This is a genomic window from Micrococcus sp. KBS0714 (genome assembly GCF_002008305.4).
Taxonomy (GTDB): domain Bacteria; phylum Actinomycetota; class Actinomycetes; order Actinomycetales; family Micrococcaceae; genus Micrococcus; species Micrococcus luteus.
In genome coordinates this window covers 810,627-832,862 of the sequence record NZ_CP042169.1, presented here as the reverse complement: position 1 = coordinate 832,862, position 22,236 = coordinate 810,627, and the positions used below count along the sequence as shown (strand labels likewise).

Below are 22,236 nucleotides of genomic sequence, written 5' to 3'. Positions count from 1 at the left end.
GCCGGGCCCGGGCGGCGCGGGCCGTCAGTCCTGCGGGACGACCTCGCCGTGGCCCAGGTCCCGCAGGGCCGCGCGGAGGCGGGCGGCGGCGTCGTCCAGGTCCGCCGGATCGGGGGCGTTGTCCACGCGGGCCAGGTCGAAGTCGGCGAGCGAGGTGGAGGGCCACACGTGCACGTGCAGGTGCGGGATCTCATAGCCGGCGATCATGAGCCCCGCCCGGCGGGCGGAGAACGCCGCCACCTGCGCCTTGCCGATCTGCTGGGCGACCGTCGTCAGGTGCGTGACCAGCGCCGGGTCGACCTCCACCCATTCGTCCACCTCCGCACGGGGCACCACGAGCGCGTGCCCCGGCTGGAGCGGCGCGGCGGACAGGAACGCGACGCACGTCTGGTCCTGCCACACGAAGCGGGCGGGCAGCTCGCCGGCGATGATCCTGCTGAAGACGGTGGCCATGGGGGGTCCTCCTGGGGGTCGGCGGGGCGGGGCCCCGGGGCTCGTCAGTCCCGGCCGGACGCGCCGTCGGGCTCGGGGCCGACCGCGACGGCGTTGGACGGGTCCTGGACCCATGCTGACCACGAACCCGGGTAGAGCGCCACTCCGGGTCGCCCCGCGACGGCCAGGGTGAGCACGGCGTGCGCCGCGGTGATGCCCGAGCCGCAGTACACGGCCACGGGAGTGGCGTCGTCCACGCCGACGGCGTCGAACCGCTCCGCCAGCTCCGCGGCGGGCCGCAGGCGGCCGTCCTCGGCGATGCTCTCCGCCGTGGGCACGTTCCGCGCCCCGGGGATGTGCCCGGCCACGGGGTCGAAGGGCTCGACCTCCCCGCGGTACCGCTCGGCCGCCCGCGCGTCGAGGAGCAGACCGCCGGAGGCCATCGCCTCGGCGCCGGCCGTGTCCACGACGGGCATCCGGCCCCACGACGGCCGGGCGGTGCCGGGCACCGGGATGACCTCGCCGGGCTGCAGGGGCAGGCCCGCGGCGCGCCACGCCTCGAGGCCGCCGTCCAGGAGCATGGAGTCCCGCAGCCCCGCGTGGCGCAGCAGCCACCAGGCGCGCGCGGCGGACAGGCCGTGGTCGTCGTCGTAGACCACGATGGTGTCGCCCTCGTCGATCCCCCACATCCGCACGGTCTCCGCGAACTGGCGCGCGTCCGGCAGGGGGTGGCGCCCCGCCGCCGGACCGGCGTGGCCGGCGAGCTGGCTGGGCAGGGAGACGTAGACGGCGCCCGGCAGATGGCCCTGGAGATAGGCGGCGTGGTCGGGCCCGCCCGCCGTGGCCCGGAACCGGACGTCGAGCAGGATCACCCGGTTCGGGCGGCATCGGCCCGGCTGGGCGTAGGCCGGGCCCTCGGGCACCGGCGGCAGGTCCTCGACGGGGGCCAGGCCGAGCCAGCCGGCCAGCACGTCCACCGTCACCAGGGTGGGCGGCTCGGCGGCCTCGGGGTCGACGCCGTCGGTGTCCGCGTCCGGGTCGCCGCCGGCGTCATGGGACGAGGACGGGGCCGCCGTGGGCGCCGGGACGACGCGGGCCTGCCCCTCGTCGACGACGATCAGCGGGTCGGGTCGATCGGGGGCGGCGCCGTCGCGGTCCGGGACAGGGGATGGGTCCGGGGTCTCGCTGTGCACCCGGACACCCTACTCCACGCCCCCTTCGGCGTCGCTGATAACCTGGAGGATGGCCCGCGCGGACCTGTTCCGGACCGTGCGGAGGAGGCGGCAGCCGCCGCAGAAGGAGTCGTGAGCACCGTGAGCGCCCCCGAGCCCAGCCCCCGTGCCGCCCGTCCCCGGGCGACCCGGCAGAAGGCCGCCGTCGACCGAGCCCTGGACCGCATCCCGGACTTCGTGAGCGCGCAGGAGCTCCATGCCCGCCTCCAGGACCAGGGCGAACGCGTCTCGCTGGCCACCGTGTACCGGACCCTGCAGCAGCAGCTCGACGACGGGCTCGTGGACGTGCTCCGCCGCGATGACGGCGAGTCCGTGTACCGCCGGTGCGAGGACGAGGGCCACCATCACCACCTGGTGTGCCGGAGCTGCTGGACCACCGTCGAGGTCACCGCCCCCCACGTCGAGGCGTGGGCCACCGCCGTCGCCGCGGAGCACGGCTTCACGGACGCGGACCACACGGTGGAGATCACCGGTGTCTGCGCCCGCTGCCGGACCGAGGGGCGCACCCGCGGGGCCTGACCATGACCATGGGCCGGGCCCCGGTCAGTGGCGGCGGCCGCCCGCGGGGTCGTCCAGGAAGTCCGCCGCGTCCTCGACCGCCGTGGAGGGCCCGTGCAGGGCGCCCCGGCCGTACGCGATGTCCAGGTTCTCGACCGTGAGCACGTCCCGCGGCGAGCCGGAGGCCACGACGCGCCCGCCCATCAGGACCACGTGGTCCGCCTCCGCGGCCTCGTCGAGATCGTGGGTCGTGTAGACCACGGACACCCCGCGCGTCGGCTCCTCGTGGAGGAGGTCGTCGATCGTGCGGGCGGAGACGATGTCGAGGCCCGTCATCGGCTCGTCGAGCAGCAGCACGTCGTGGTCCTGGGCGAGGCCCTGGGCCACGTAGGCGCGCTGGCGCTGCCCGCCGGAGAGCTGGTCGAGGTGCCGCCGCGCCAGGTCCGCGACCTGCATGCGCTCCATGGCGGCCCGCACGATGTCCCGGTCCTCCCTCCGGAACCGGCGGAACCACCCGAGCGTGGGGTACCGGCCCATCCCGACGACGTCGCGCACCGTCACCGGCACGCCCTGGGGCACGCCGATGGACTGCATCACGAAGGAGGTGCGCTGCGAGCGCCGGCGCGGGTCCTCGCCGAGTACCTCGAGCGCACCGGAGGCCGGGTCGCTCAGGCCCGCCAGGGCGGTCAGCAGCGTGGACTTGCCGGAGCCGTTGGGCCCGATCACCGCGATCAGCCGCCGGGCCGGCAGGGTGAAGTCGGAGGGTCGGACGGCCACGTGCGAGCCGTGGCGCAGTTCGAGCGCCCGGGCGACCGCGAGGGGAGGCGTGGCCGCCGCGGCGCCCGCGGGGAAGGACGCGTTCATCGGGCGACCTCCGCTCCGGGCAGGGCCACGACCGGCGTCTCCCGCTCACGCTGCGCGCGCGAGCGCACGTGCCGGCCCAGGAGCGCCAGCACGGCGGCGCGGACGGCGAGCACGACGAAGAACAGCAGGATCGGCATGAGCGCCATGGTGGCCGAACCCGCCGTGCCCAGCCGGTAGCTGAGGGTGAGCCCGGTGACGACGCACGCCGCGCCGATCACGACGGAGACGAGCATCATCTGGGGGACGCTGCGCGTCAGCAGCGCCGCCGTCGCGGGCGGTCCCACGAGGAGGCCGAACACGAGCACCGTGCCCACCGCCTGGAACGAACCGATCACGGCCGCGCCGATCATCACCAGCAGCAGCGTGTGCGTCAGCCCCGGCCGCATGCCCAGCGAGCGCGCCTTGACCTCGGAGAAGCTCAGCGCCAGCAGGGGCCGGTAGAGCAGCAGGGCCAGGGCGATCACCACGACGGCGATGACCGCCTGGGTCACGATGCCGTCCACGCTGACACCCAGCACATCGCCGAACAGGATCGACGTGAGCGAACCCGTGTAGGAGTCCGACTTGGAGATGATCACCACGCCCAGGGCCATCATCCCCACGAAGAGCAGGCCGATGGCCGTGTCCTCCTTGAGGGTGGTGGCCCGGTGCACCAGGGAGATGCCCGCCATCATGACGACGGCGGCCACCGCCGCACCGAGGTGGGGGCTGCCGCCGGTGACGACCGCCAGGGCGATGCCCGGCAGGACACCGTGCACGAACGCGTCCCCGAAGAAGCTCATCCCGCGCAGCACCAGCCACGTGCCCACGACCGAGCACATCACCACCGCGATGAGTCCGCCGACGAGGGCGCGCTGTTGGAAGCCCATCTGGAAGGGTTCGAGCAGCCAGTCCATCCTCAGCCCTCCAGCGCGTCGGCGAGGGTGCGGGCGTTGGCGAGCATGGCCTCGGCGTAGTCCGCCTCCGGGGTGTCCTTCGGGCCGACGCCGCTCTCGTAGACCTCGATGACCGGCAGGTTGCCGGCCTCCTCGGCCACGGTGTCCACGAGGCTGTTGCGCGCGCCCACGGACGTGATCACGGCGTCCGCGCCGCCGTCACGGATGGACCGGGCGAGCTCGGCGATCTCCTGAGAGGAGGGCTCGCCGTCGGTGGAGCCGCCCGGGACGACGACGCCGGACACGGTGAAGTCGTAGGCGTCGCTGAAGTAGCCGTAGGCGTCGTGGTCCGTGACCAGCGTGCGGCGGTCCTCCGGGACCCCGGCGAGGATCTCCCGGACCTGCGCGTCCGTCTGCTCGAGTTCCCCGCGGACGGTCGCGCCGCACTCGGCGAACCTCTCGTCACCCCGCTCCTGGGCGAGCGTGTCGCCCATCAGCTCGGCGGCCCTCGCCATGCGGGCGACGTCCATCCAGACGTGCGGATCCTCGGACCCGTGGTCGTGGCCCTCGTGGCCCGCCCCCTCCTCGGCGTGGTCATGGCCGCCGAAGGGCAGCGGATCCAGCTGGGGCGCCACCTCGACGACGGTCGCGCCGTCCGCCTCCGCGTTCGCGAGGGCGGACTCCATGCCGCCCTCGAGGCCGAGGCCGTTGGAGAACACGAGGCCGGAGGAGACCATGTCCTTCACCTGCGCGGACGAGGCGGAGAAGTCGTGCGGGTCGTCGCCGGGGCCCATCACCGTGGCGCTGCGGGCGTCGGCGCACGCGACCACGCGGTCGAGCACGGAGCCGAGCTGCGTCGTCGTGGCGACGGCCACGGGCGCGCCCGCGGCCGAGCCGGACCCGGAGTCCGCAGAGGCGCCCGCGGCCTGCGCGCCCGCGGAGTCGCCGCTGGTCCCGCCGCACGCGGCGAGGCTCAGGGTGAGCGCGGCGAGGGCACCGGTCAGGGCGGGCAGACGACGGCGGCGGAGCATGGGGCGACCTCGTTCGTGTCGGGGACGGTGCATGAAATCGGTTCTCAACAGTAGCACCGCGCCGACCGCGCGACGCTCACGCGGGCCGGAACCGACGTGGCGACTGCGTCACGTCGTTGATCTCCCCGACGAGCTCCTCGAGCACGTCTTCGAGGAAGAGGATGCCCGCGGTCTCGCCCTCGGGCGTGATGACCCGGGCGAGGTGGGAGCCCGTGCGCTGCATGAGCGCCAGGGCGTCCTCGACCTCGTCCTCGAGCCGCACGTTGGCCAGCGAGCGCACGCGCGTGAGCGGGATCGGCTCATCGTGTCCCGACGGGCCCACGGTGAGGACGTCCTTCAGGTGCAGGTAGCCGGTGTAGCCGCCGTCGGGGTCCTCGACCACGAACCGGGAGAAGCCCACGCGGCCCACGGTCCACTCGAAGTCGTGCGGCGTGATCCCCTCGGGGACGGTGACGACCCGCTCGAGCGGCACCATCACGTCCCCGGCCCGGTGGTCCGAGAACTCGAGGGCCGAGTGCAGCACGCCGGACTCGTCCTCCAGGGTGCCCGAGCGGGTGGACTCGGCCACGATCGACTGCACCTCCTCGAGCGTGTAGGAGGAGGCCACCTCGTCCTTCGGCTCGATGCGCAGGGCGTGCAGCACGAGGTTGGCCGTCCAGTTCAGCGCGGCCACGACGGGATGCAGCAGCTTCGAGAGCCACACGAGCGGCTGGGCCAGCAGCATCACGGCGCGGTCCGCGAACGAGACGGCGGCGTTCTTGGGCACCATCTCGCCCAGGGTCACGTGCAGGAAGGTGACCACCAGCAGCGCGAGCACGAAGGCGGTCACGTCCGCCGCCGCGGACGGGACCCCGAGGGCGGCCATCGGGACGACGAGCAGGTGGTGCAGCGCCGGCTCGGACACGTTGAGGATGAGCAGGGAGCACACCGTGATGCCGAGCTGGCAGACGGCCAGCATCTGGGAGACGTGCTCCATCGCGTAGAGCGCCACCTGGGCCTGGCGGGAGCCGGCCTCGGCCCGCGGCTCGATCTGCGCCCGGCGGGCGCCCATGACGGCGAACTCGCCCGCCACGAAGAAGGCGTTGGCGGCCAACAGGACCACCAGCCACAGCAGTCCGACGACGTCCCCGTTCATGCGCGCGTCTCCTCGTCCTCAGCGGCCGGGTCGAAGCGCACGCGCTCGATGCGGCGGCCGTCCATCCGCTCGACCGTCAGGGTGCCGCCGTCCACGTCCACCACGTCCCCGACCTCCGCCAGGCGCCCCAGTCGGGCCAGGATGTACCCGCCGACGGTCTCGTAGGCCCCGTCCTCCGGCACCACGAGGGCCGGGATCTGGGTCCGCACCTCGTCGGGCCGCAGCTCCGCCGGGAAGTACCAGCGGCCGGAGGCCGTCTGGAGGACCCCCGGGGTGACGCGGTCGTGCTCGTCCGCGACCTCGCCGACGATCTCCTCCACCACGTCCTCGAGCGTGACCACCCCTGCGGTGCCCCCGTACTCGTCCACGACGACGGCCATCTGCAGGTTCGCGTCGCGCAGCTCGGCCAGCAGCTGGTCCAGGTGCACGGTCTCCGGCACGCGGATGACCTCCGTCATCAGTGCACCGGCCTCGAGGTCGGCGCGGCGCTCCCGCGGCACGGCCACGACCTTCTTCACGTGCACCACGCCGCGGATGTCGTCCGAGGAGTCGCCGATCACGGGGAACCGCGAGTAGCCGGTGCTGCGGGCCAGGTCCAGGACCTCGGGCAGAGCCTGGTCCTCCCTCACCGTCTCCACGCGGATGCGCGGGGTCATCACGTCCGCGGCGGTGCGGTCCGCGAAGCGCAGCGTCCGGTCCAGGAACGTGGCGGTCTGCGCGTCGAGCGTGCCCAGCTGGGCCGAGCGGCGGACCAGCGAGGAGAGCTCCTCGGGGCTGCGGGCGCCGGAGATCTCCTCCTTGGCCTCGATGCCCACGCGGGCCAGCACGCCGTTGGAGAACCCGTTCAGGACCAGGATCGCCGGCTTGAACACGGTGCTGAACACGAGCTGGGGCCGGGCGAGTGCGCGGCCGATCGCCATGGGCTCGGCGATGGACATGTTCTTGGGGATCAGCTCGCCGAGGAGCATCGAGAGCAGGGTCGCCACGACCATCGCGACGACGAGCGAGACGGTGCCCACCACGCCGGCCGGCAGCCCCACCTGGAGCAGCAGCGGGTCGATGAGCCGGCTGATCGCCGGGTCCATCACGTAGCCGGTGAGCAGTGTGGTCAGAGTGATGCCCAGCTGGCACGCGGAGAGCTGGGTCGAGAGTGACTTGAGACAGCGCAGCAGGGGCTCGGCGCCGCGGTCACCCGCGTCCACCATGCGCTGCACGGTGGGCACGTCGATCGCGATCATGGCGAACTCGACGGCCACGAAGAACCCGGTGCCCACGATCAGGGCCAGGCCGAGGATCAGCAGGAGCCACTCCACCCGACCTCACCCCCTCGACGGCGGGCCGGGCGGCGGTGCGGGGCACCGGGACTGGAAGGCTCCGATCCGGCCGCGTCCGCGTGGGCGGACGAGCGGTCTGGCACACAGGTGTCAGGGTGATCCATAGTCCGCCCAGTATAGGGGCGTCAGGCCCCGGCGGAACGAGCAGGGGCATGCGGCCGCCTCACCACGACGAGGCGACCGGCCGGCCCTCCTCGTAGCCCGCCGCGGACTGCAGGCCGACGACGGCGCGCTCACGGAACTCCGCCAGGTCGTGGGCGCCGGCGTAGGTCAGCGACGAGCGCACACCGGACGTGATGGTGTCCAGCAGGTCCTCCACCGAGGGGCGGCGCGGGTCCACGTACATGCGCGAGGAGGAGATGCCCTCCTCGAACATCGCCTTGCGGGCCTTGGTGAAGGCGTCCTCGTGGCGGGTGCGGTGCTGGACCGCGCGGGCCGAGGCCATGCCGAAGCTCTCCTTGTACCGCCGACCGTCCGGACCGTGCACGAGGTCGCCCGGAGACTCGAGCGTCCCCGCGAACCACGAGCCGATCATCACCGAGCTGGCTCCGGCGGCCAGCGCGAGCGCCACGTCCCGCGGGTGCTTCACCCCGCCGTCCGCCCACACGCGTGCCCCGAGCTCGCGGGCCGCGGCGGCGCACTCCAGGACCGCCGAGAACTGCGGTCGGCCCACCGCGGTCTGCATGCGCGTGGTGCACATCGCGCCCGGGCCCACGCCCACCTTGACGATGTCCGCGCCCGCCGCGACCAGGTCCCGGACGCCGTCGCCGGAGACGACGTTGCCGGCCACCACGGGCACACCGGGGTCGAGGGCCCGCACGGCGGCGAGCGCATCCAGCATGGTCTGCTGATGACCGTGCGCGGTGTCCACGACGAGCACGTCGACGCCGGCCTCGACCAGGACGGCGGCCTTCTCCCCCACCGCCCCGTTGATGCCGACGGCGGCGCCGACGCGGAGCCGTCCGTCGTCGTCGAGACCGGGCGTGAACAAGGACGAGCGCAGCAGGCCCGCCGCGGTGACGACCCCGCGCAGCACGGGGGCGGCGGTGCCCACCGCCGGGTCCACGACGGGGGCCATCTCCTGGTGCGCGGCGTGCAGGCGCTCGAAGGCCGCCCGCAGCGCGTCCTTGTCCGGGGCGCCGTCCGTGCCGCCGAGCTCGGCGAGCGTGAGGGTGACCGCCGGCGGGTGCATGACGGAGGCGGCCGAGGTGAAGCGGTCCACGTCCTCGCAGTCCTGGGGGCGGACCACGCCGAGCAGCCCGCCGTGCGCGTCCACCACGCAGACGGCCCCGTGGTTGCGGCGGTCCACGAGGTGGAGCAGGTCCAGCACCGTGTCCTGCGGGCCGACGGTCAGGGCGGTGTCCGCCACGGGGTGGGCCGCCTTCACCCGACGCACGACGTCCCGGATCACGTCCGCCGGGATGTCCTGCGGCAGGATCCCGAGACCGCCGCGCCGGGCCATGGTCTCGACCATCCGGCGCCCGGTGACGGCGGTCATGTTGGCGGAGACCAGGGGGATGGTGGCGCCCGTGCCGTCATCCGGGGCGATGTCCACGTCCATGCGACTGGCGACGTCCGAGTGTGAGGGCACGAGGAAGACGTCGTTGTACGTCAGGTCGACGGCCGGGTCGGTGAGGAAGCGCATGGCGTCAGTCTCCCAGACGCGGCGGACGCCGTGAGGCCCCCGCGCGTCCGCCGGGAGCGGAGTCGAGCCGAGGCCGCGGCATTCCGACCGGGGGCGTCGAAGAACTATGATGTCTCGAGGCGTTCCCGGCCTCACGCGCGCCGCGCGGGTGGCCCGGCGCAGCACATCGCATCCCAAGGCTCAGGAAGAGGCGTTACACAGTGCCAGAACTCACGTCGGACCGGCTCGCACAGGAGTTCCCGGGGAACGAACGGCTGGTGGCCGAGATCTACCGGAAGTACCGCGAGGACTCCGGTTCCGTGGACCGGCAGTGGGCACAGATCTTCGCCCGTCTCGAGGCCAGCGCCCCCGCCGCCGAGGCCGAGCCGAAGGCCGCCGCCAAGACCGAGCCGAAGACCGCCGCCAAGGCCGAGCCGAAGGCCACCGCCAAGGTGACCGAGCCGAAGGCGGCGACCGCCCCGGCCCGGGGTGCGCAGCCCAAGGAGACCTCGGTCAGCACCGGCCCCAAGCCCAAGAAGACCCCGGCGGCCCAGGCGGTGCCCTCCGAGCCCGCCGACACCGCCACCACCACCGCGGACGAGAAGCAGGAGAAGGCCACCGTCCTCAAGGGCATGGCCAAGGCCGTGGCCACGAACATGGACGCCTCCCTATCCATGCCCACCGCCACCACCGTGCGCGACCTGCCGGCCAAGGTGCTGATCGACAACCGCGTGGTCATCAACAGCCACCTGGCCCGCACCCGCGGCGGCAAGGTCTCCTTCACCCACTTCATCGGCTACGCCGTGGTCCGCGCGCTCGCGGCCATGCCCTCGATGAACGTGACCTACGAGGAGCGCGACGGCAAGCCCACCATGGTGGAGCCGGCCCACGTGAACTTCGGCCTGGCCATCGACCTGCCCCGCCCGGACGGCACCCGCGCGCTCGTGGTCCCCAACGTCAAGGCCGCCGAGACCCTCGACTTCCGCGGCTTCTGGAAGGCGTACGACGACCTCGTCCAGCGCGCCCGCAAGAACAAGCTGACGATGGACGACTACGCCGGCACCACGGTCTCCCTGACCAACCCGGGCGGTATCGGCACCGTGCACTCGGTGCCCCGCCTGTCCCAGGGCCAGGCCGCCATCATCGGCGTCGGCGCGCTGACCTATCCGGCCGCCTTCCAGGGCGCCGCCGAGTCCACGCTGCACGACCTGGCGATCTCCAAGACGATCACGCTGACCTCCACGTACGACCACCGCGTGATCCAGGGCGCCGGCTCCGGCGAGTTCCTGAAGATCGTGCACGGCCTCCTGCTGGGCGAGGACGGCTTCTACGACGAGGTCTTCCACTCCCTGCGCATCCCCTACGAGCCCGTCCGCTGGGCCCAGGACGTGCAGGTGAACCCGGAGGAGCAGATCGGCAAGGTCGCCCGCATCCAGCAGCTCATCCACGCGTACCGGGACCGCGGCCACCTGCTGGCCAACGTGGACCCGCTCGAGTACTCGATGGCCTACCACCCGGACCTCGACATCCGCGAGCACGGGCTGACCCTGTGGGACCTGGACCGCAAGTGGCCCACCGGCGGCTTCGGCGGGGCGGGCAGCCTGACGCTGCGCAAGATCCTCGGCGTGCTGCGTGACGCGTACTGCCGCACCATCGGCGTCGAGTACATGCACATCCAGGACCCGGCCGAGCGCGCCTGGTTCCAGGAGAAGCTCGAGCAGCCGTACGCCAAGCCCACCCGCGAGGAGCAGCTGCGCATCCTGGGCCGACTCAACGCCGCGGAGGCGTTCGAGACGTTCCTGCAGACCAAGTACATCGGCCAGAAGCGCTTCTCCCTGGAGGGCGGCGAGTCCCTCATCCCGCTGCTGGACGGCATCCTCGGCGACGCCGCCGACGCCGGGCTGGACGAGGTCGCCATCGGCATGGCGCACCGCGGTCGCCTGAACGTGCTGACCAACATCGCCGGCAAGACCTACAGCCAGGTCTTCCGCGAGTTCGAGGGGGCCACCCCGGGCGGCGCCTCGGGCTCGGGCGACGTGAAGTACCACATGGGCACCGAGGGCACCTTCGTGTCCGACGCCGGCAACAGCACCCGCGTGTACCTCGCCGCCAACCCCTCGCACCTGGAGGCCGTGGACCCGGTCCTCGAGGGCGTCGTGCGTGCCAAGCAGGACCGCCTCGATCTGGGTGGCCAGCGCCCGGACTCCTTCTCCGTGCTGCCGATCCTCGTGCACGGCGACGCGGCCTTCGCGGGCCAGGGCGTCGTGACCGAGGTCCTGCAGCTCTCGCAGCTGCCCGGCTACCGCACCGGCGGCACGATCCACGTGGTCGTGAACAACCAGGTGGGCTTCACCACGCCGCCGACCCAGGCGCGCTCCGCGGTGTACTCCACCGACGTGGCCAAGACCATCCAGGCCCCGATCTTCCACGTCAACGGCGACGAGCCGGAGTCCGTGGTGCACGTGGCCCAGCTCGCCTTCGAGTACCGCCAGCGGTTCAACAAGGACGTCGTCATCGACCTCGTCTGCTACCGCCGCCGCGGCCACAACGAGGGCGACGACCCGTCGATGACGCAGCCGCGCATGTACAACCTCATCGAGCAGAAGCGCTCCACCCGCAAGCTGTACGTCGAGTCCCTCGTGGGCCGCGGCGACATCACGCAGGAGGAGGCGGACAGCGCCCTGAAGGACTACCAGCAGCAGCTGGAGCGGGTCTTCGCGGAGACCCACGAGGACGCGCCCGCCTCCGGCGGGGAGGGCCTCCGCCCGGCCGAGGACCGGGACGCGGCCCCGGAGGCGCCGGCGTCCACGGCCATCTCGGCCGAGACGCTGCGGGCCATCGGGCAGGCGCACATCGACGTGCCCGAGGGCTTTACGGTCCACCCCAAGCTCGCGGCCCTGCTCGAGCGCCGCGCCAAGATGGCCGTCGACGGCGGCATCGACTGGGGCTTCGCCGAGCTGGCGGCCTTCGGCTCGCTGCTCATGGAGCGCGTGCCGGTCCGCCTGGCGGGCCAGGACTCCCAGCGCGGCACCTTCACGCAGCGCCACTCGGTGTTCCACGACCGGATCACCGGCGACACGTGGGCGCCGCTGAGGCACCTCTCCGAGGACCAGGCGAAGTTCTGGGTCTACAACTCGCTGCTGTCCGAGTACGCCGCCCTCGGCTTCGAGTACGGCTACTCCGTGGAGCGCTCCGACGCCCTCGTGCTGTGGGAGGCCCAGTTCGGCGACTTCGTGAACGGCGCGCAGACGATCATCGACGAGTTCATCTCCTCGGCCGATCAGAAGTGGTCGCAGACCTCGTCCGTGGTCCTGCTCCTCCCCCACGGCTACGAGGGACAGGGGCCGGACCACTCCTCCGCCCGCATCGAGCGCTTCCTGCAGATGTGCGCCGAGGACAACATGCGCGTGGTCAACCCCTCCACGGGCGCGAACCACTTCCACCTGCTGCGCGAGCACGCCTACGCCCGCCCGCGTCGGCCCCTCATCGTGTTCACCCCGAAGCAGCTGCTGCGCCTCAAGGCCGCCGCGAACTCGGTGGAGGACTTCACCGAGGGCGGCTTCCAGCCGGTCATCCCGGACGCCGGGGTGGACGCCAAGGACGTCACGCGCGTGCTGCTGGTCTCCGGCCGGCTGTACTACGACCTGCTCGCCCGCCGCCAGAAGTCCGGTGACACCTCCACTGCGATCGTGCGGGTGGAGCAGCTCTACCCGCTGCCGCTCGACGAGATCCGCAAGGCGCTCCGCGCCTACCCGGTCGCCGACGTCACCTGGGTGCAGGACGAGCCCGCGAACCAGGGCCCGTGGCCGTTCATGGCACTGAACCTCGTGCCGCAGCTCGACGTCCCCGTGACCCTCGTGTCCCGCCCGGCCTCGGCCGCGACCTCCGCGGGCACCAAGGGCCGCCACGACCAGGAGCTCAGCACGCTGCTGGACGCCGCCTTCGGCCGCTGACCCGGACCGACCCTGCGCCGCCGCCGCACCCTCCGGTGCGGCGGCGGCGCCGGATCGGCCGACGAAAGGACACACTGTGCACAACCGCCGGATCCGGATCGCCGCCGTCGGCGACCAGCTGCTGGCCGGTGCGGGCGACGCCCGCGCCATCGGCTGGTGGGGCCGCGTGCTCGCCCGCACCCAGGCCCCCGACGTGGAGCTGGAGAACTACGTGCTGGCCGTGCCGCACGAGACCACCGAGGACCTCAACGAGCGCTGGTGGGGCGAGGCCTCGCGGCGCTTCTCCGAGGAGACGGAGAACCGCCTCGTCGTGGCCCTGTCCGACGCGGACCTGGACCTGGAGGCCACCTCGACCGCCCGCTCGCGGCTGAACCTGGCCAACGTCCTGGACACCGCCTCGCAGCGGAACATCCCGGTGCTCGTGGTGGGCCCCACGCCCACCCTGGACGAGCAGCGCAACGCCCGGCTCGCCGAGCTCAACGCCGCCTACCTGGATGTGGCCGACCGGCGCAACCACGTGTACGTGGACACGTTCACCCCGCTGGTGGGCCACGAGCAGTGGCGCTCGGACCTGGCCTCCGGCCAGGGCCGGCCGGGCCAGGCGGGCCACGGGCTCATCGCGTGGCTCGTGCTGCATCGGGGCTGGTACCAGTGGCTCGGTCTGCCCGAGCCCACGGCCTGATGTGACAGAATGGACCACCGACCGACTCGTTGAAGGGAGACGTCATGAGCAAGCGTGCACGCAAGCGTCGCGACCGCCGCAGGAACGGCGCCAACCACGGCAAGCGTCCCAACGCCTGATCCGCTGATCGGCGTCGCGGACCGGCCGGGTGCCACCCGGCGACCGCAGAGACCACGAAGGGCCGTCCCCTCAGGGGACGGCCCTTCGTCATCGTCGGGGCGCCCGATCGGGTGCCCACGGGTCCGCATGTCGCGGTGTCAGCCCCAGGTGACGGTCGTCGTCGAGATCTGGGTGATGCGGGTCATGATGGTGGCCCGCAGCTGCGCGGGCGCCTTCTCCTGACAGCACCGACGCACCGCCGAGCGGATGAGCTCCTCGAGCTCCTTCTGGTGCCGGCAGTCCGGACACTCCGCCACGTGGGCGCGCACCTGCTCGATGTCCTCGGGCGTCAGGGCGCCGTCCAGGTACTGGTACAGCCGCTCCAGGGAGGCGTCCTGGGCGACGCGGCACTCATGGCCGTGCTGGTCCGCGGTCATCGCGTGGCCTCCTTCGTGCTCGTCTCGGTCTGCTTCGTGCCGCCGCGCCCGGTCTTCTTCTTCGGCTGGGCCTTGATGCCGCGCGCGGCCGCGTAGTCCGCGAGGCGCTCGCGCAGCTGCTTGCGGCCGCGGTGCAGCCGCGACATGACGGTGCCGATCGGCACGTCGAGGATCTCGGCGATCTCCTTGTAGGCGAAGCCCTCCACGTCCGCGAAGTAGACGGCGAGCCGGAACTCCTCCGGGATCGCCTGCAGGGCGTCCTTCACCTGGGAGTCGGGCAGCCGGTCGAGGGCCTCCGTCTCGGCCGAGCGCAGGCCACCGGAGGTGTGCTCGGCGGCCCGGGCCATCTGCCAGTCCTCCACCTCAGGGTTGTCCGCCTCGAGGGGCTGGCGCTGCCGCTTGCGGTAGAGGTTGATGTACGTGTTCGTGAGGATCCGGTAGAGCCAGGCCTTGAGGTTGGTGCCGGGCCGGTACTGGTGGAACGAGGAGTAGGCCTTCGTGTACGCCTCCTGGACCAGGTCCTCGGCGTCCTGCGGGTTGCGCGTCATGCGCAGCGCAGCGGAGTACAACTGGTCCACGAACTCGAGGGCGTCACGCTCGAACCGGGCACGGCGCTGCTGTTCGGACTCGGCGGCGACGTCGATGTCGGCGCGGTCGTGCTCGGGGGCGTCCTCGGGCCGGGCGAATTCCGGCCGGCTGTTGTCAGTGCTCATCGCGGGCCAGTCTACGGTCCGGGAGGGATGCGTCAGCAGGGCGGCGCTCATGCGGGGCTCCTCTCCGGCTGCGGTCCGCGGCGAGCGGGACCGGTGCGCCGACACGGGTACGGGGTCGTCCAGTGGAGCGCCAGGAGCGTTCCAGGTATTCCCCCGCGACAGGCCGACCCCGGCCGACAGCCGCCGGATAGGCTGGTCCGGTGACCCGCCCCACGCGTGCCGCCGCGCACTCCCCCGCCCCCCGTCCCGACGCCGCCGAGACCTGGCCCGCGCCCGTGGCGCGCGGCCCGGTGCGCGGAGAGGTGCGGCTGCCGGGATCGAAGTCGCTGACGAACCGGCATCTCGTGCTCGCCGCGCTCGCCGACGGTCCGTGCGTCCTGCACGGCGTCCTCGAGTCGCGGGACACGGCATTGATGCGCACGGCGCTCACAGCGCTCGGGGCCCGGTTCGAGCCCCTGTCCGACGGCGGACTGCGGGTGCATCCGATGCCGGTCGGCGAGCCGCTGGCCGGGGATGTCGCCGTGGACTGCGGACTGGCGGGGACGGTCATGCGCTTCGTCCCGTTCGTCGCCGCGCTGCGGCCCGGCCGGGTCCGCTTCGACGGCGACGCCGGCGCGCGCCTGCGCCCGATGGCCCCGGTCCTGGACGCGCTGCGCCAGCTCGGGGTGGCCGTCAACGAGGAGGGCGAGCCCGGTCGCCTGCCCTTCACGATGACGACCCGCGCGGACGCGGCCACGGTGGCCCCCGACGGCGACGTGCCGGAGGTCGCGGTCGACGCCTCCGGCTCCTCCCAGTTCCTGTCCGCCGCGCTGCTGGCGGCCGCGGGGATGCCGCGCGGCCTCCGGCTGCGGCACACCGGGCAGACCGTGCCGAGTCCGGAGCACGTCGCGATGACCGTCGGGGTGCTGCGCGCGCTCGAGGTGGACGTCGCCGAGACGGGTCCCGGGGCGTGGACCGTGGCCCCGGGGCGCATCCCGGCACACGAGGCGACCGTCGAGCCGGACCTGTCCAACGCAGGCCCCTTCCTGGCCGCCGCCGTGGCCACGGGCGGCTCCGTGACGGTGCCGGACTGGCCCACCCGCACGACGCAGATCGGCGACCGCTGGCGGCGGATCCTGCCGCAGTTCGGGGCGAGCGTGGCCCTCACGGTCGACCGCACGGACCGCTCCCGCGGCCGCCTCACGGTGACGGGGGTGGTCCAGGACGACGGCGCGCCCCGCATCACCGGCGCCGGTGAGATCGCGGACACGGCCGAGCTCGCCCCCACCGCGGCCGCGCTCGCCCTGCTGGCCTCCGGGCCCACCCGCCTGACGGGGATCGGCCATCTGCGGGGTCATGAGACGGACCGGCTCGCCGCGCTCACCGCCGAGGCCGCCCGCCTGGGGATCACCGTGGACGAGGAAGAGACGTCGCTCGGCTTCCCGGGCACGGACGCGTCGGGGCCGCTGTCCCCCGCCGCCCTCGAGACCTACCACGATCACCGGATGGCGACCTTCGCCGCCGTCGTCGGCCTGCGCGTGCCGGGGACCGGCATCGTGGACGTGGCGACCACCGCGAAGACGATGCCGGACTTCCCCGCACTGTGGACCGCGCTCGTGGCACCCGGCGACGCGGCCGAGGAGGCCCGCTGATGGCCCGGCGCCTCGATCCCTCGGCGTGGGACGAGTCCGATGTCCGGGTGCGCCCGTCCAAGCGCGGCACCCGCCCGCGCACGAAGGAGCGGCCCAAGCACGAGGACGCCGAGGTCGGCATGGTGACCACGGTGGACCGCGGCCGGTACGCCGTGGTGCTGCCCGAGCGCCTGGACGAGCGGATCACGGCGATGCGCGCCCGCGAGCTGCGCCGCACGCCGATCGCCACGGGCGACCGGGTGGCCGTCGTCGGGGACCTCTCCGGGGAGGAGGGCACGCTCGCGCGCATCGTCCGTGTCGAGGAGCGCAGCACGGTCCTGCGCCGGTCGGCGGACGACTCGGACGAGGTCGAGCGGGTGGTGGTGGCCAACGCCGACCTGCTGGTGATCATGGTGGCCGCGGCCAATCCGGAGCCCCGGACCGGCTTCATCGACCGCGCCCTCGTCGCCTGCTACGACGCCGGCATCCACCCGGTGCTCCTCATCACGAAGACCGACCTGCGTGATCCGGACGCGCTGGTGGCGCACTACGAGGCGCTGGACCTGGAGGTGATGACCTCCGGTGCGGCGACCTTCGAGGCCGAGACCGGGGACACCGCCCTGGACGCCTCGCTCGTGGCCCGGGTGGCCGAGCGGCTGATCGGACACACCAGCGCGTTCGTGGGGCCCTCCGGCGTCGGCAAGTCCACGCTCCTGAACGCGCTCACCGGCGCGGAGCGGGCCACCGGTCACGTCAACGCCGTCACCGGCCGGGGCCGGCACACCTCCTCGTCCGCGCTCGCACTGCCGCTGACGGGCGACGACGGCGTCCCCCTGCCGGACACCTGGGTGGTGGACACCCCCGGCATCCGGTCCTTCGGGCTGGGCTGGGTCGAGCCGGACCGCGTGGTGGAGGCCTTCGACGACCTCGCCGGCGGACTGGCGGACTGCCCGCGCGGCTGCACCCACACCGCCGACTCCCCCGGCTGCGGCCTGGACGCATGGGTGGCCGCGGGCCACGCCGGCCCCTCGGGAGCGGCACGCCTGGCCTCGCTGCGGCGTCTGCTCGGCAACCGGCTGGCCCCCTCGGGGGCGGAGGACGCGGCGTCGTCCGAGGACTGAGGCGGCCCGCGCGGTATAGCGTGGGCGGCATGGAGCGACCTGAGAACCCTGCGACCCGCGGCCGCGACCTCACGGAGGACCTGCGGCTGGCCCACATGCTGGCGGACAACGTGGACTCGATCACGATGTCCCGGTTCAAGGCCCAGGACCTCGAGGTCAGCACCAAGCCCGATCTCACCCCTGTCACGGATGCGGACCGCGCCGCCGAGGAGTCCATCCGCTCGACCCTGTCCCGTGCCCGGGCGCGCGACGGCGTCGTGGGTGAGGAGTTCGGCGGATCTCTGAGCCGCTCCGGCCGGCAGTGGGTGGTCGACCCCATCGACGGCACCAAGAACTTCGTGCGCGGCGTGCCCGTGTGGGCCACCCTCATCGCGCTGCTGATCGACGGTGAGCCCGTCGTCGGCGTCGTCTCCGCCCCCGCCCTGCACCGGCGCTGGTGGGCCGCGGCCGGCCAGGGCGCCTTCGCGGGCACCTCGCTCACGCGTGCTCAGCGGATCACCGTGTCCGGCGTGGATCGGGTCGAGGACGCGTCGCTGTCCTTCTCCTCGATCGAGGGCTGGCGCGAGCGCGGCTCGATCCGCGCGTTCCTGCAGCTCACCTCGGACGTGTGGCGCGTGCGCGGCTTCGGCGACTTCTGGTCCTACATGCTCGTCGCCGAGGGCGCCGTGGACATCGCGGCCGAGCCCGAGCTCGAGCTGCATGACATGGCCGCTCTGGTGCCGATCGTGCGCGAGGCCGGCGGCCGCTTCACCTCGCTGGACGGCGAGGACGGCCCGTTCGGCGGGCACGCGCTGGCCACGAACGGCCTGCTCCACGACGACGTCCTCGCCCGCCTGCGCGCGGGTGACGAGACCGAGGACAGCGCCTGATGGCCGCGCGGGGGGAGACGACGGCCGACCGGAGGGGCGGGCGCGGGACAGATCGCCGGCCCGGCACTGCGGGTGCGGTGGCCCTCGGCGGTGCCGCGGGCGTGCTGTGCGGTGCGGGGGTGATGAACGCGGTGACCGCGCTGGCCGGGGCGCCCAACTTCCGCGGCACGTTCGGCGCCGCGTTCGGGGCGGTGGATGTGCTCGTCCAGGCCCTGCCGCTGTTCGTGGTGAACGTGCTCGGCTCGTTCCTGCTCGGCCTGCTGTGGGCGGCCTCGCGCCGCCGCGGGCCGGACTGGCGTCCACGCCTGGTGGCCGGGCTGGGAACCGGCTTCCTCGGTGCGTTCACCACCATCTCCAGCGCCGTCGCCCTGGTGCTGTGGCCGGTGCGGCTGGGCGCCGCGGTGTCCGGGGCGGGTGGCGTCCTCGCCGCGGCGGTAGCGGTGCTGCTGGTGCTCGCGCTGATGGCTGCACTCTCGACGGCGGCGGCCATGCTCGGCCTGCGCGCCGGGGGCGCCCCGGGGTCGCGCGTGGTCGGGACGGATCGTTCGGAGGAGGACGCATGAGCGGCGCGGGATACGAGGTCTTCGCTCTCTTCCAGGTGGCCCTCCTGGCCTGCCTCGCGGCGGGCGGGGTGCTCGGCGCCCTGGCGCGCCGGCGCCTGACCGACCGGCTCGGCCCCCGGGGTCTGCTCACCGCCAACACGACGGCGGCCCTGCTCCTCGGCGTCACCGTCGGCCTGGCCGTGCCGGAGCTGGTGTACGCGTCCGGGGGCTAGGGCGACGGGCAGGGGCTCCTGCTCGTCGCGGCGGTGTCGGCCGTGCTGTCCGGGTTCTGCCTCGCCCTGGGGACGTGGTCCACCGTGGCCGCTGAGGCGGCTGACGCCGCGCTCGCCCGTCGATGGGGCGCGGCCGCCCGCCTGTGGACCGCGCATCTGGGTCTGGGGCTGGTGGCCGTCGTCGTCGGCTGGGGCGCCGGACTGGGCCTGCACGCGGTCCTGGCCGGCTGAGGGGCGGGCCGCCGCACACCGGGCGCGGACACGACGAGGGCCCCGGAATCGTGACGATTCCGGGGCCTTCCCGTGGTGGTGAGTGGAGCCGGCGGGAATTGAACCCGCGTCCGATGAGGTGTTGCCGGGTCTTCTCCGGGCACAGTCTGCTGTGGGTGTTGCTCGGTCCTGGCCGTCCCGCAGACGGGCGGCCAACCCGGACCCAGCCGGATTGATGTCGGCGTCACGACCCCCGGCGAGGGTGACGCCCAGTGGCTATCTAGCTGACGCCACGATCCGAGGCGACAGCGACCTCGGGGTGACGGACTCGATCACTGATCAGGCAGCGAGAGCGAAGTCAGTGCGCTTGGATTCGGCACTTATTGGTTTGCAGAGAGCGTTTGACGAGATGACTCTGCATCCTCGGCCCGCTTCTCCCGACGCGACACACACCGTCGAAACCGATCGGCCCCAGGGGGGCGACTCCTCTATGAGGTTGTCAATCACCACTGCAGGCGGAGGGCGCGGAGCCCGCCGGTCCTGAAACCGGGCCTGCGAGAGATACAACGTAGCACGCCCCCCGGGCATTCCCAAGGGGCCTGCCGCGCTCAGGCCACGCCGGCGCGCCGGTTGCGCATCCGCATGGCCCGCTGGGCCTCGCGGTTGTCCTGCTGCTCGCGCAGCTTGTGCCGCTTGTCGTACTCGCGGTTGCCGCGCGCGACGCCGATCTCCACCTTCACGCGCCCGTTCAGGAAGTACAGGGACAGCGGCACGATGGTCAGGCCCGGATCCTGGATCTGGCGGGAGATCTTCGTCAGCTCGGCGCGGTGCAGCAGCAGCTTGCGGCGGCGGCGGGCGGCGTGGTTGGTCCACGAGCCGTTGAGGTACTCCGGGATGTAGACCTGCTCGAGCCACAGCTCGTCCCGGTAGAAGACCGCGAAGCCGTCCACGAGCGAGGCCTTGCCCTCGCGCAGCGACTTCACCTCGGTGCCGGTGAGCACCATGCCGGCCTCGTACGTGTCGAGGATGGTGTAGTCGTGGCGCGCCTTCTTGTTGTTGGCGATCACCTGGCGCTCGCCGGGGGCCGGCTGCTTGGCGGCCTTGCCCTTGCTGTTCTTGCCCATGGCCTCACGTCCTTCCAGCGTCCACGGCGACGGCCGCGCCCCGATCAGGGCGCGGCCGTCCAGTCTATCCCGTGCCGGCCCGATGCCCGCCGAGGCGGTGCGCCGGGGCCGCGGGGCGGCGTCGTCGGCTCAGTCCAGGGGCGCGCCGGTGAGCGCGCGGGCCTGCTCCTCGGTGACGCCGGGCGCGGTCTCCACGAGCGCCAGGCGGGGCTGTTCCGGGGTGCCGACGACGTCGATCACGGCCAGGTCCGTGATGATGCGGTCGACGACGGCGCGGCCGGTCAGCGGCAGGGTGCACTGGTCGACGATCTTGGGGGTGCCGTCCTTGAACACGTGGTCCATCATGACGATCACGCGGCCGGCGCCGTGGACGAGGTCCATCGCACCGCCCATGCCCTTGACCATCTTGCCGGGCACCATCCAGTTGGCCAGGTCGCCCGCGGCGGAGACCTCCATGCCGCCCAGGACGGCGACGTCGATCTTGCCGCCGCGGATCATGCCGAAGCTCAGCGCGGAGTCGAAGAAGGACGCCCCCGGGTTCACGGTGACGGTCTCCTTGCCCGCGTTGATCAGGTCGGGGTCCACGGCCTCCTCCGTGGGGTACGGGCCCGTGCCGAGGATGCCGTTCTCGGACTGCAGCACCACGGACCGCCCGGCGGGGATGTGGTTGGGGATCAGCGTGGGCATGCCGATGCCGAGGTTGACGTAGGCGCCGTCCGGCAGCTCCTGCGCGGCGCGGGCCGCCATCTGGTCGCGGCTCAGGCCCCGGGGGCGCCCGGTGGTCTGCTCGCTCATGCCCGCCCCTCCCCCGATGCGCGCACGGTGCGCTTCTCGATCCGCTTCTCGATGTCCGTGCCGACCTCCACGATCCGGTGCACGAAGACGCCGGGCAGGTGCACGTCGTCCGGGTCGATCTCGCCGGGCTCGACGAGCTCCTCCACCTGGGCGATGCACACACGGCCGGCCATGGCCGCGGGCGGGCCGAACTGGCGGGTGGCCTTGCGGAACACGAGGTTGCCGTGGCGGTCGCCCTTCCAGGCGTGCACAAGGGAGAAGTCGGTGACGATGGAGCGTTCGAGCACATAGGTCTCGGGCTCGTCCGGGGCCTGGCTGAGGTAGCCCTCGCCGAGCACGAACGTGTCCGTGGGCTTGGCCTGCGAGGACTTCACCACGGTGCCGTCCGCGTCGTAGCGCATGGGCAGGCCTCCTTCGGCCACCTGGGTGCCGACGCCGGAGCGGGTGTAGAACGCCGGGATGCCGGCGCCGCCGGCGCGGAGCTTCTCCGCGAGGGTGCCCTGCGGGACGAGCTCCACCTCGAGCTCGCCCTCGAGGTACTGGCGGGCGAACTCCTTGTTCTCCCCCACATAGGAGGAGGTCATCTTCCGCAGCCGGCGCGCGCCGAGCAGGATGCCCAGGCCCCAGCCGTCCACGCCGCAGTTGTTGGAGACGACGGACAGGTCCGTGGCGCCCTGCTCGAGCAGGGCCTCGATGAGCTGCACGGGGTTGCCGGAGAGCCCGAAGCCGCCGACGGCCAGGGACGCGCCGTCCGGCACGTCCGCCACCGCCTCGGCGGGCGTGGCCACGGTCTTGTCGAGAGCCATGTCCGGGGTCCTTTCTG

General features: G+C 73.1%; 23 protein-coding genes and 1 other RNA gene. 10 read left to right on the top strand and 14 right to left on the bottom strand.

Annotated elements, in window-relative coordinates; genetic code table 11:
• Positions 1-24: 24 nt before the first annotated feature.
• Both B1A86_RS03820 and B1A86_RS03815 read right to left on the bottom strand, forming a co-directional pair.
• Positions 25-453 carry an HIT family protein gene (locus tag B1A86_RS03820; RefSeq protein ID WP_036316605.1) on the bottom strand — a complete coding sequence of 143 codons (429 nt, stop codon included), beginning with the start codon at positions 451-453 and terminating at the stop codon, positions 25-27.
• A 44-nt stretch (positions 454-497) separates the two neighbouring features.
• The gene (locus tag B1A86_RS03815) at positions 498-1,625 is read right to left on the bottom strand and encodes a sulfurtransferase (protein WP_078026011.1); all 1,128 of its coding nucleotides are present in this window, start codon (positions 1,623-1,625) and stop codon (positions 498-500) included.
• A gap of 111 nt (positions 1,626-1,736) precedes the next feature.
• Between B1A86_RS03815 and B1A86_RS03810 the strand changes: the two genes are divergently transcribed.
• Positions 1,737-2,183: a Fur family transcriptional regulator gene (locus B1A86_RS03810; protein WP_078026010.1), complete on the top strand. Its 447-nt coding sequence runs from the start codon at positions 1,737-1,739 to the stop codon at positions 2,181-2,183.
• A 24-nt stretch (positions 2,184-2,207) separates the two neighbouring features.
• On the opposite strand, the gene B1A86_RS03805 is transcribed toward B1A86_RS03810, so the two are convergent.
• From B1A86_RS03805 to B1A86_RS03780, 6 genes are all read right to left on the bottom strand, one after another.
• The gene (locus B1A86_RS03805; RefSeq protein ID WP_078026009.1) at positions 2,208-3,026 is read right to left on the bottom strand and encodes a metal ABC transporter ATP-binding protein; all 819 of its coding nucleotides are present in this window, start codon (positions 3,024-3,026) and stop codon (positions 2,208-2,210) included.
• Positions 3,023-3,922 carry a metal ABC transporter permease gene (locus tag B1A86_RS03800; RefSeq protein ID WP_078026008.1) on the bottom strand — a complete coding sequence of 300 codons (900 nt, stop codon included), beginning with the start codon at positions 3,920-3,922 and terminating at the stop codon, positions 3,023-3,025. Before B1A86_RS03800 ends, B1A86_RS03805 begins: the two co-directional genes overlap by 4 nt.
• Before the next feature lie 2 nt (positions 3,923-3,924).
• Complete coding sequence (locus B1A86_RS03795; protein WP_078026007.1) at positions 3,925-4,932, bottom strand: metal ABC transporter substrate-binding protein; 1,008 nt, start codon at positions 4,930-4,932, stop codon at positions 3,925-3,927.
• A gap of 76 nt (positions 4,933-5,008) precedes the next feature.
• Positions 5,009-6,067 (bottom strand): hemolysin family protein, encoded by a 1,059-nt coding sequence (locus B1A86_RS03790; RefSeq protein ID WP_041104317.1) that lies wholly within the window; start codon positions 6,065-6,067, stop codon positions 5,009-5,011.
• Positions 6,064-7,380: a hemolysin family protein gene (locus tag B1A86_RS03785; RefSeq protein WP_041104315.1), complete on the bottom strand. Its 1,317-nt coding sequence runs from the start codon at positions 7,378-7,380 to the stop codon at positions 6,064-6,066. Before B1A86_RS03785 ends, B1A86_RS03790 begins: the two co-directional genes overlap by 4 nt.
• A gap of 184 nt (positions 7,381-7,564) precedes the next feature.
• Positions 7,565-9,046, bottom strand: coding sequence for a GuaB1 family IMP dehydrogenase-related protein (locus B1A86_RS03780; RefSeq protein WP_078026006.1), 1,482 nt, complete (start codon positions 9,044-9,046; stop codon positions 7,565-7,567).
• A gap of 200 nt (positions 9,047-9,246) precedes the next feature.
• Between B1A86_RS03780 and B1A86_RS03775 the strand changes: the two genes are divergently transcribed.
• From B1A86_RS03775 to B1A86_RS11900, 3 genes are all read left to right on the top strand, one after another.
• Entirely contained in the window at positions 9,247-12,978 is a 3,732-nt protein-coding gene (locus tag B1A86_RS03775) for a multifunctional oxoglutarate decarboxylase/oxoglutarate dehydrogenase thiamine pyrophosphate-binding subunit/dihydrolipoyllysine-residue succinyltransferase subunit (RefSeq protein ID WP_078026005.1), read from the top strand.
• A 76-nt stretch (positions 12,979-13,054) separates the two neighbouring features.
• Positions 13,055-13,660: a GDSL-type esterase/lipase family protein gene (locus B1A86_RS03770; protein ID WP_004167659.1), complete on the top strand. Its 606-nt coding sequence runs from the start codon at positions 13,055-13,057 to the stop codon at positions 13,658-13,660.
• A 44-nt stretch (positions 13,661-13,704) separates the two neighbouring features.
• Positions 13,705-13,779 (top strand): 50S ribosomal protein bL37, encoded by a 75-nt coding sequence (locus B1A86_RS11900; RefSeq protein ID WP_095346645.1) that lies wholly within the window; start codon positions 13,705-13,707, stop codon positions 13,777-13,779.
• A 138-nt stretch (positions 13,780-13,917) separates the two neighbouring features.
• Here the strand turns inward: B1A86_RS11900 and rsrA are convergent, their stop codons facing one another.
• Positions 13,918-14,196 carry a mycothiol system anti-sigma-R factor gene (rsrA, locus tag B1A86_RS03765; RefSeq protein WP_060974333.1) on the bottom strand — a complete coding sequence of 93 codons (279 nt, stop codon included), beginning with the start codon at positions 14,194-14,196 and terminating at the stop codon, positions 13,918-13,920.
• Positions 14,193-14,909 (bottom strand): sigma-70 family RNA polymerase sigma factor, encoded by a 717-nt coding sequence (locus tag B1A86_RS03760; protein WP_036314006.1) that lies wholly within the window; start codon positions 14,907-14,909, stop codon positions 14,193-14,195. The genes rsrA and B1A86_RS03760 overlap by 4 nt, the downstream gene beginning before the upstream one ends.
• Before the next feature lie 200 nt (positions 14,910-15,109).
• Here B1A86_RS03760 and aroA point away from each other — a divergent pair, with 200 nt between their 5' ends.
• The 6 genes from aroA to B1A86_RS11695 are packed head-to-tail and all read left to right on the top strand — an operon-like array spanning position 15,110 to position 19,515.
• A complete protein-coding gene (aroA, locus tag B1A86_RS03755) occupies positions 15,110-16,540 on the top strand; it encodes a 3-phosphoshikimate 1-carboxyvinyltransferase (RefSeq protein ID WP_078026004.1) in 1,431 nt (476 codons plus the stop codon).
• Positions 16,540-17,640, top strand: coding sequence for a ribosome small subunit-dependent GTPase A (rsgA, locus tag B1A86_RS03750; protein ID WP_078026003.1), 1,101 nt, complete (start codon positions 16,540-16,542; stop codon positions 17,638-17,640). Before aroA ends, rsgA begins: the two co-directional genes overlap by 1 nt.
• A gap of 29 nt (positions 17,641-17,669) precedes the next feature.
• Positions 17,670-18,509: a histidinol-phosphatase gene (gene hisN, locus B1A86_RS03745; protein WP_078026002.1), complete on the top strand. Its 840-nt coding sequence runs from the start codon at positions 17,670-17,672 to the stop codon at positions 18,507-18,509.
• A complete protein-coding gene (locus tag B1A86_RS03740) occupies positions 18,509-19,072 on the top strand; it encodes a CrcB family protein (RefSeq protein WP_225348401.1) in 564 nt (187 codons plus the stop codon). Before hisN ends, B1A86_RS03740 begins: the two co-directional genes overlap by 1 nt.
• Complete coding sequence (locus B1A86_RS11700; RefSeq protein ID WP_246836846.1) at positions 19,069-19,284, top strand: hypothetical protein; 216 nt, start codon at positions 19,069-19,071, stop codon at positions 19,282-19,284. Before B1A86_RS03740 ends, B1A86_RS11700 begins: the two co-directional genes overlap by 4 nt.
• Before the next feature lie 42 nt (positions 19,285-19,326).
• Entirely contained in the window at positions 19,327-19,515 is a 189-nt protein-coding gene (locus B1A86_RS11695) for a hypothetical protein (protein ID WP_246836845.1), read from the top strand.
• An 80-nt stretch (positions 19,516-19,595) separates the two neighbouring features.
• Here the strand turns inward: B1A86_RS11695 and ssrA are convergent.
• From ssrA to B1A86_RS03715, 4 genes are all read right to left on the bottom strand, one after another.
• Positions 19,596-19,967, bottom strand: a transfer-messenger RNA (tmRNA) gene (ssrA, locus tag B1A86_RS03730).
• Positions 19,968-20,102: 135 nt separating this feature from the next.
• The gene (gene smpB / locus B1A86_RS03725) at positions 20,103-20,618 is read right to left on the bottom strand and encodes an SsrA-binding protein SmpB (protein WP_044659238.1); all 516 of its coding nucleotides are present in this window, start codon (positions 20,616-20,618) and stop codon (positions 20,103-20,105) included.
• A 129-nt stretch (positions 20,619-20,747) separates the two neighbouring features.
• Positions 20,748-21,413, bottom strand: coding sequence for a CoA transferase subunit B (locus B1A86_RS03720; RefSeq protein ID WP_078026000.1), 666 nt, complete (start codon positions 21,411-21,413; stop codon positions 20,748-20,750).
• Positions 21,410-22,219 (bottom strand): CoA transferase subunit A, encoded by an 810-nt coding sequence (locus B1A86_RS03715; RefSeq protein ID WP_078025999.1) that lies wholly within the window; start codon positions 22,217-22,219, stop codon positions 21,410-21,412. The genes B1A86_RS03720 and B1A86_RS03715 overlap by 4 nt, the downstream gene beginning before the upstream one ends.
• Positions 22,220-22,236 lie beyond the last annotated feature (17 nt).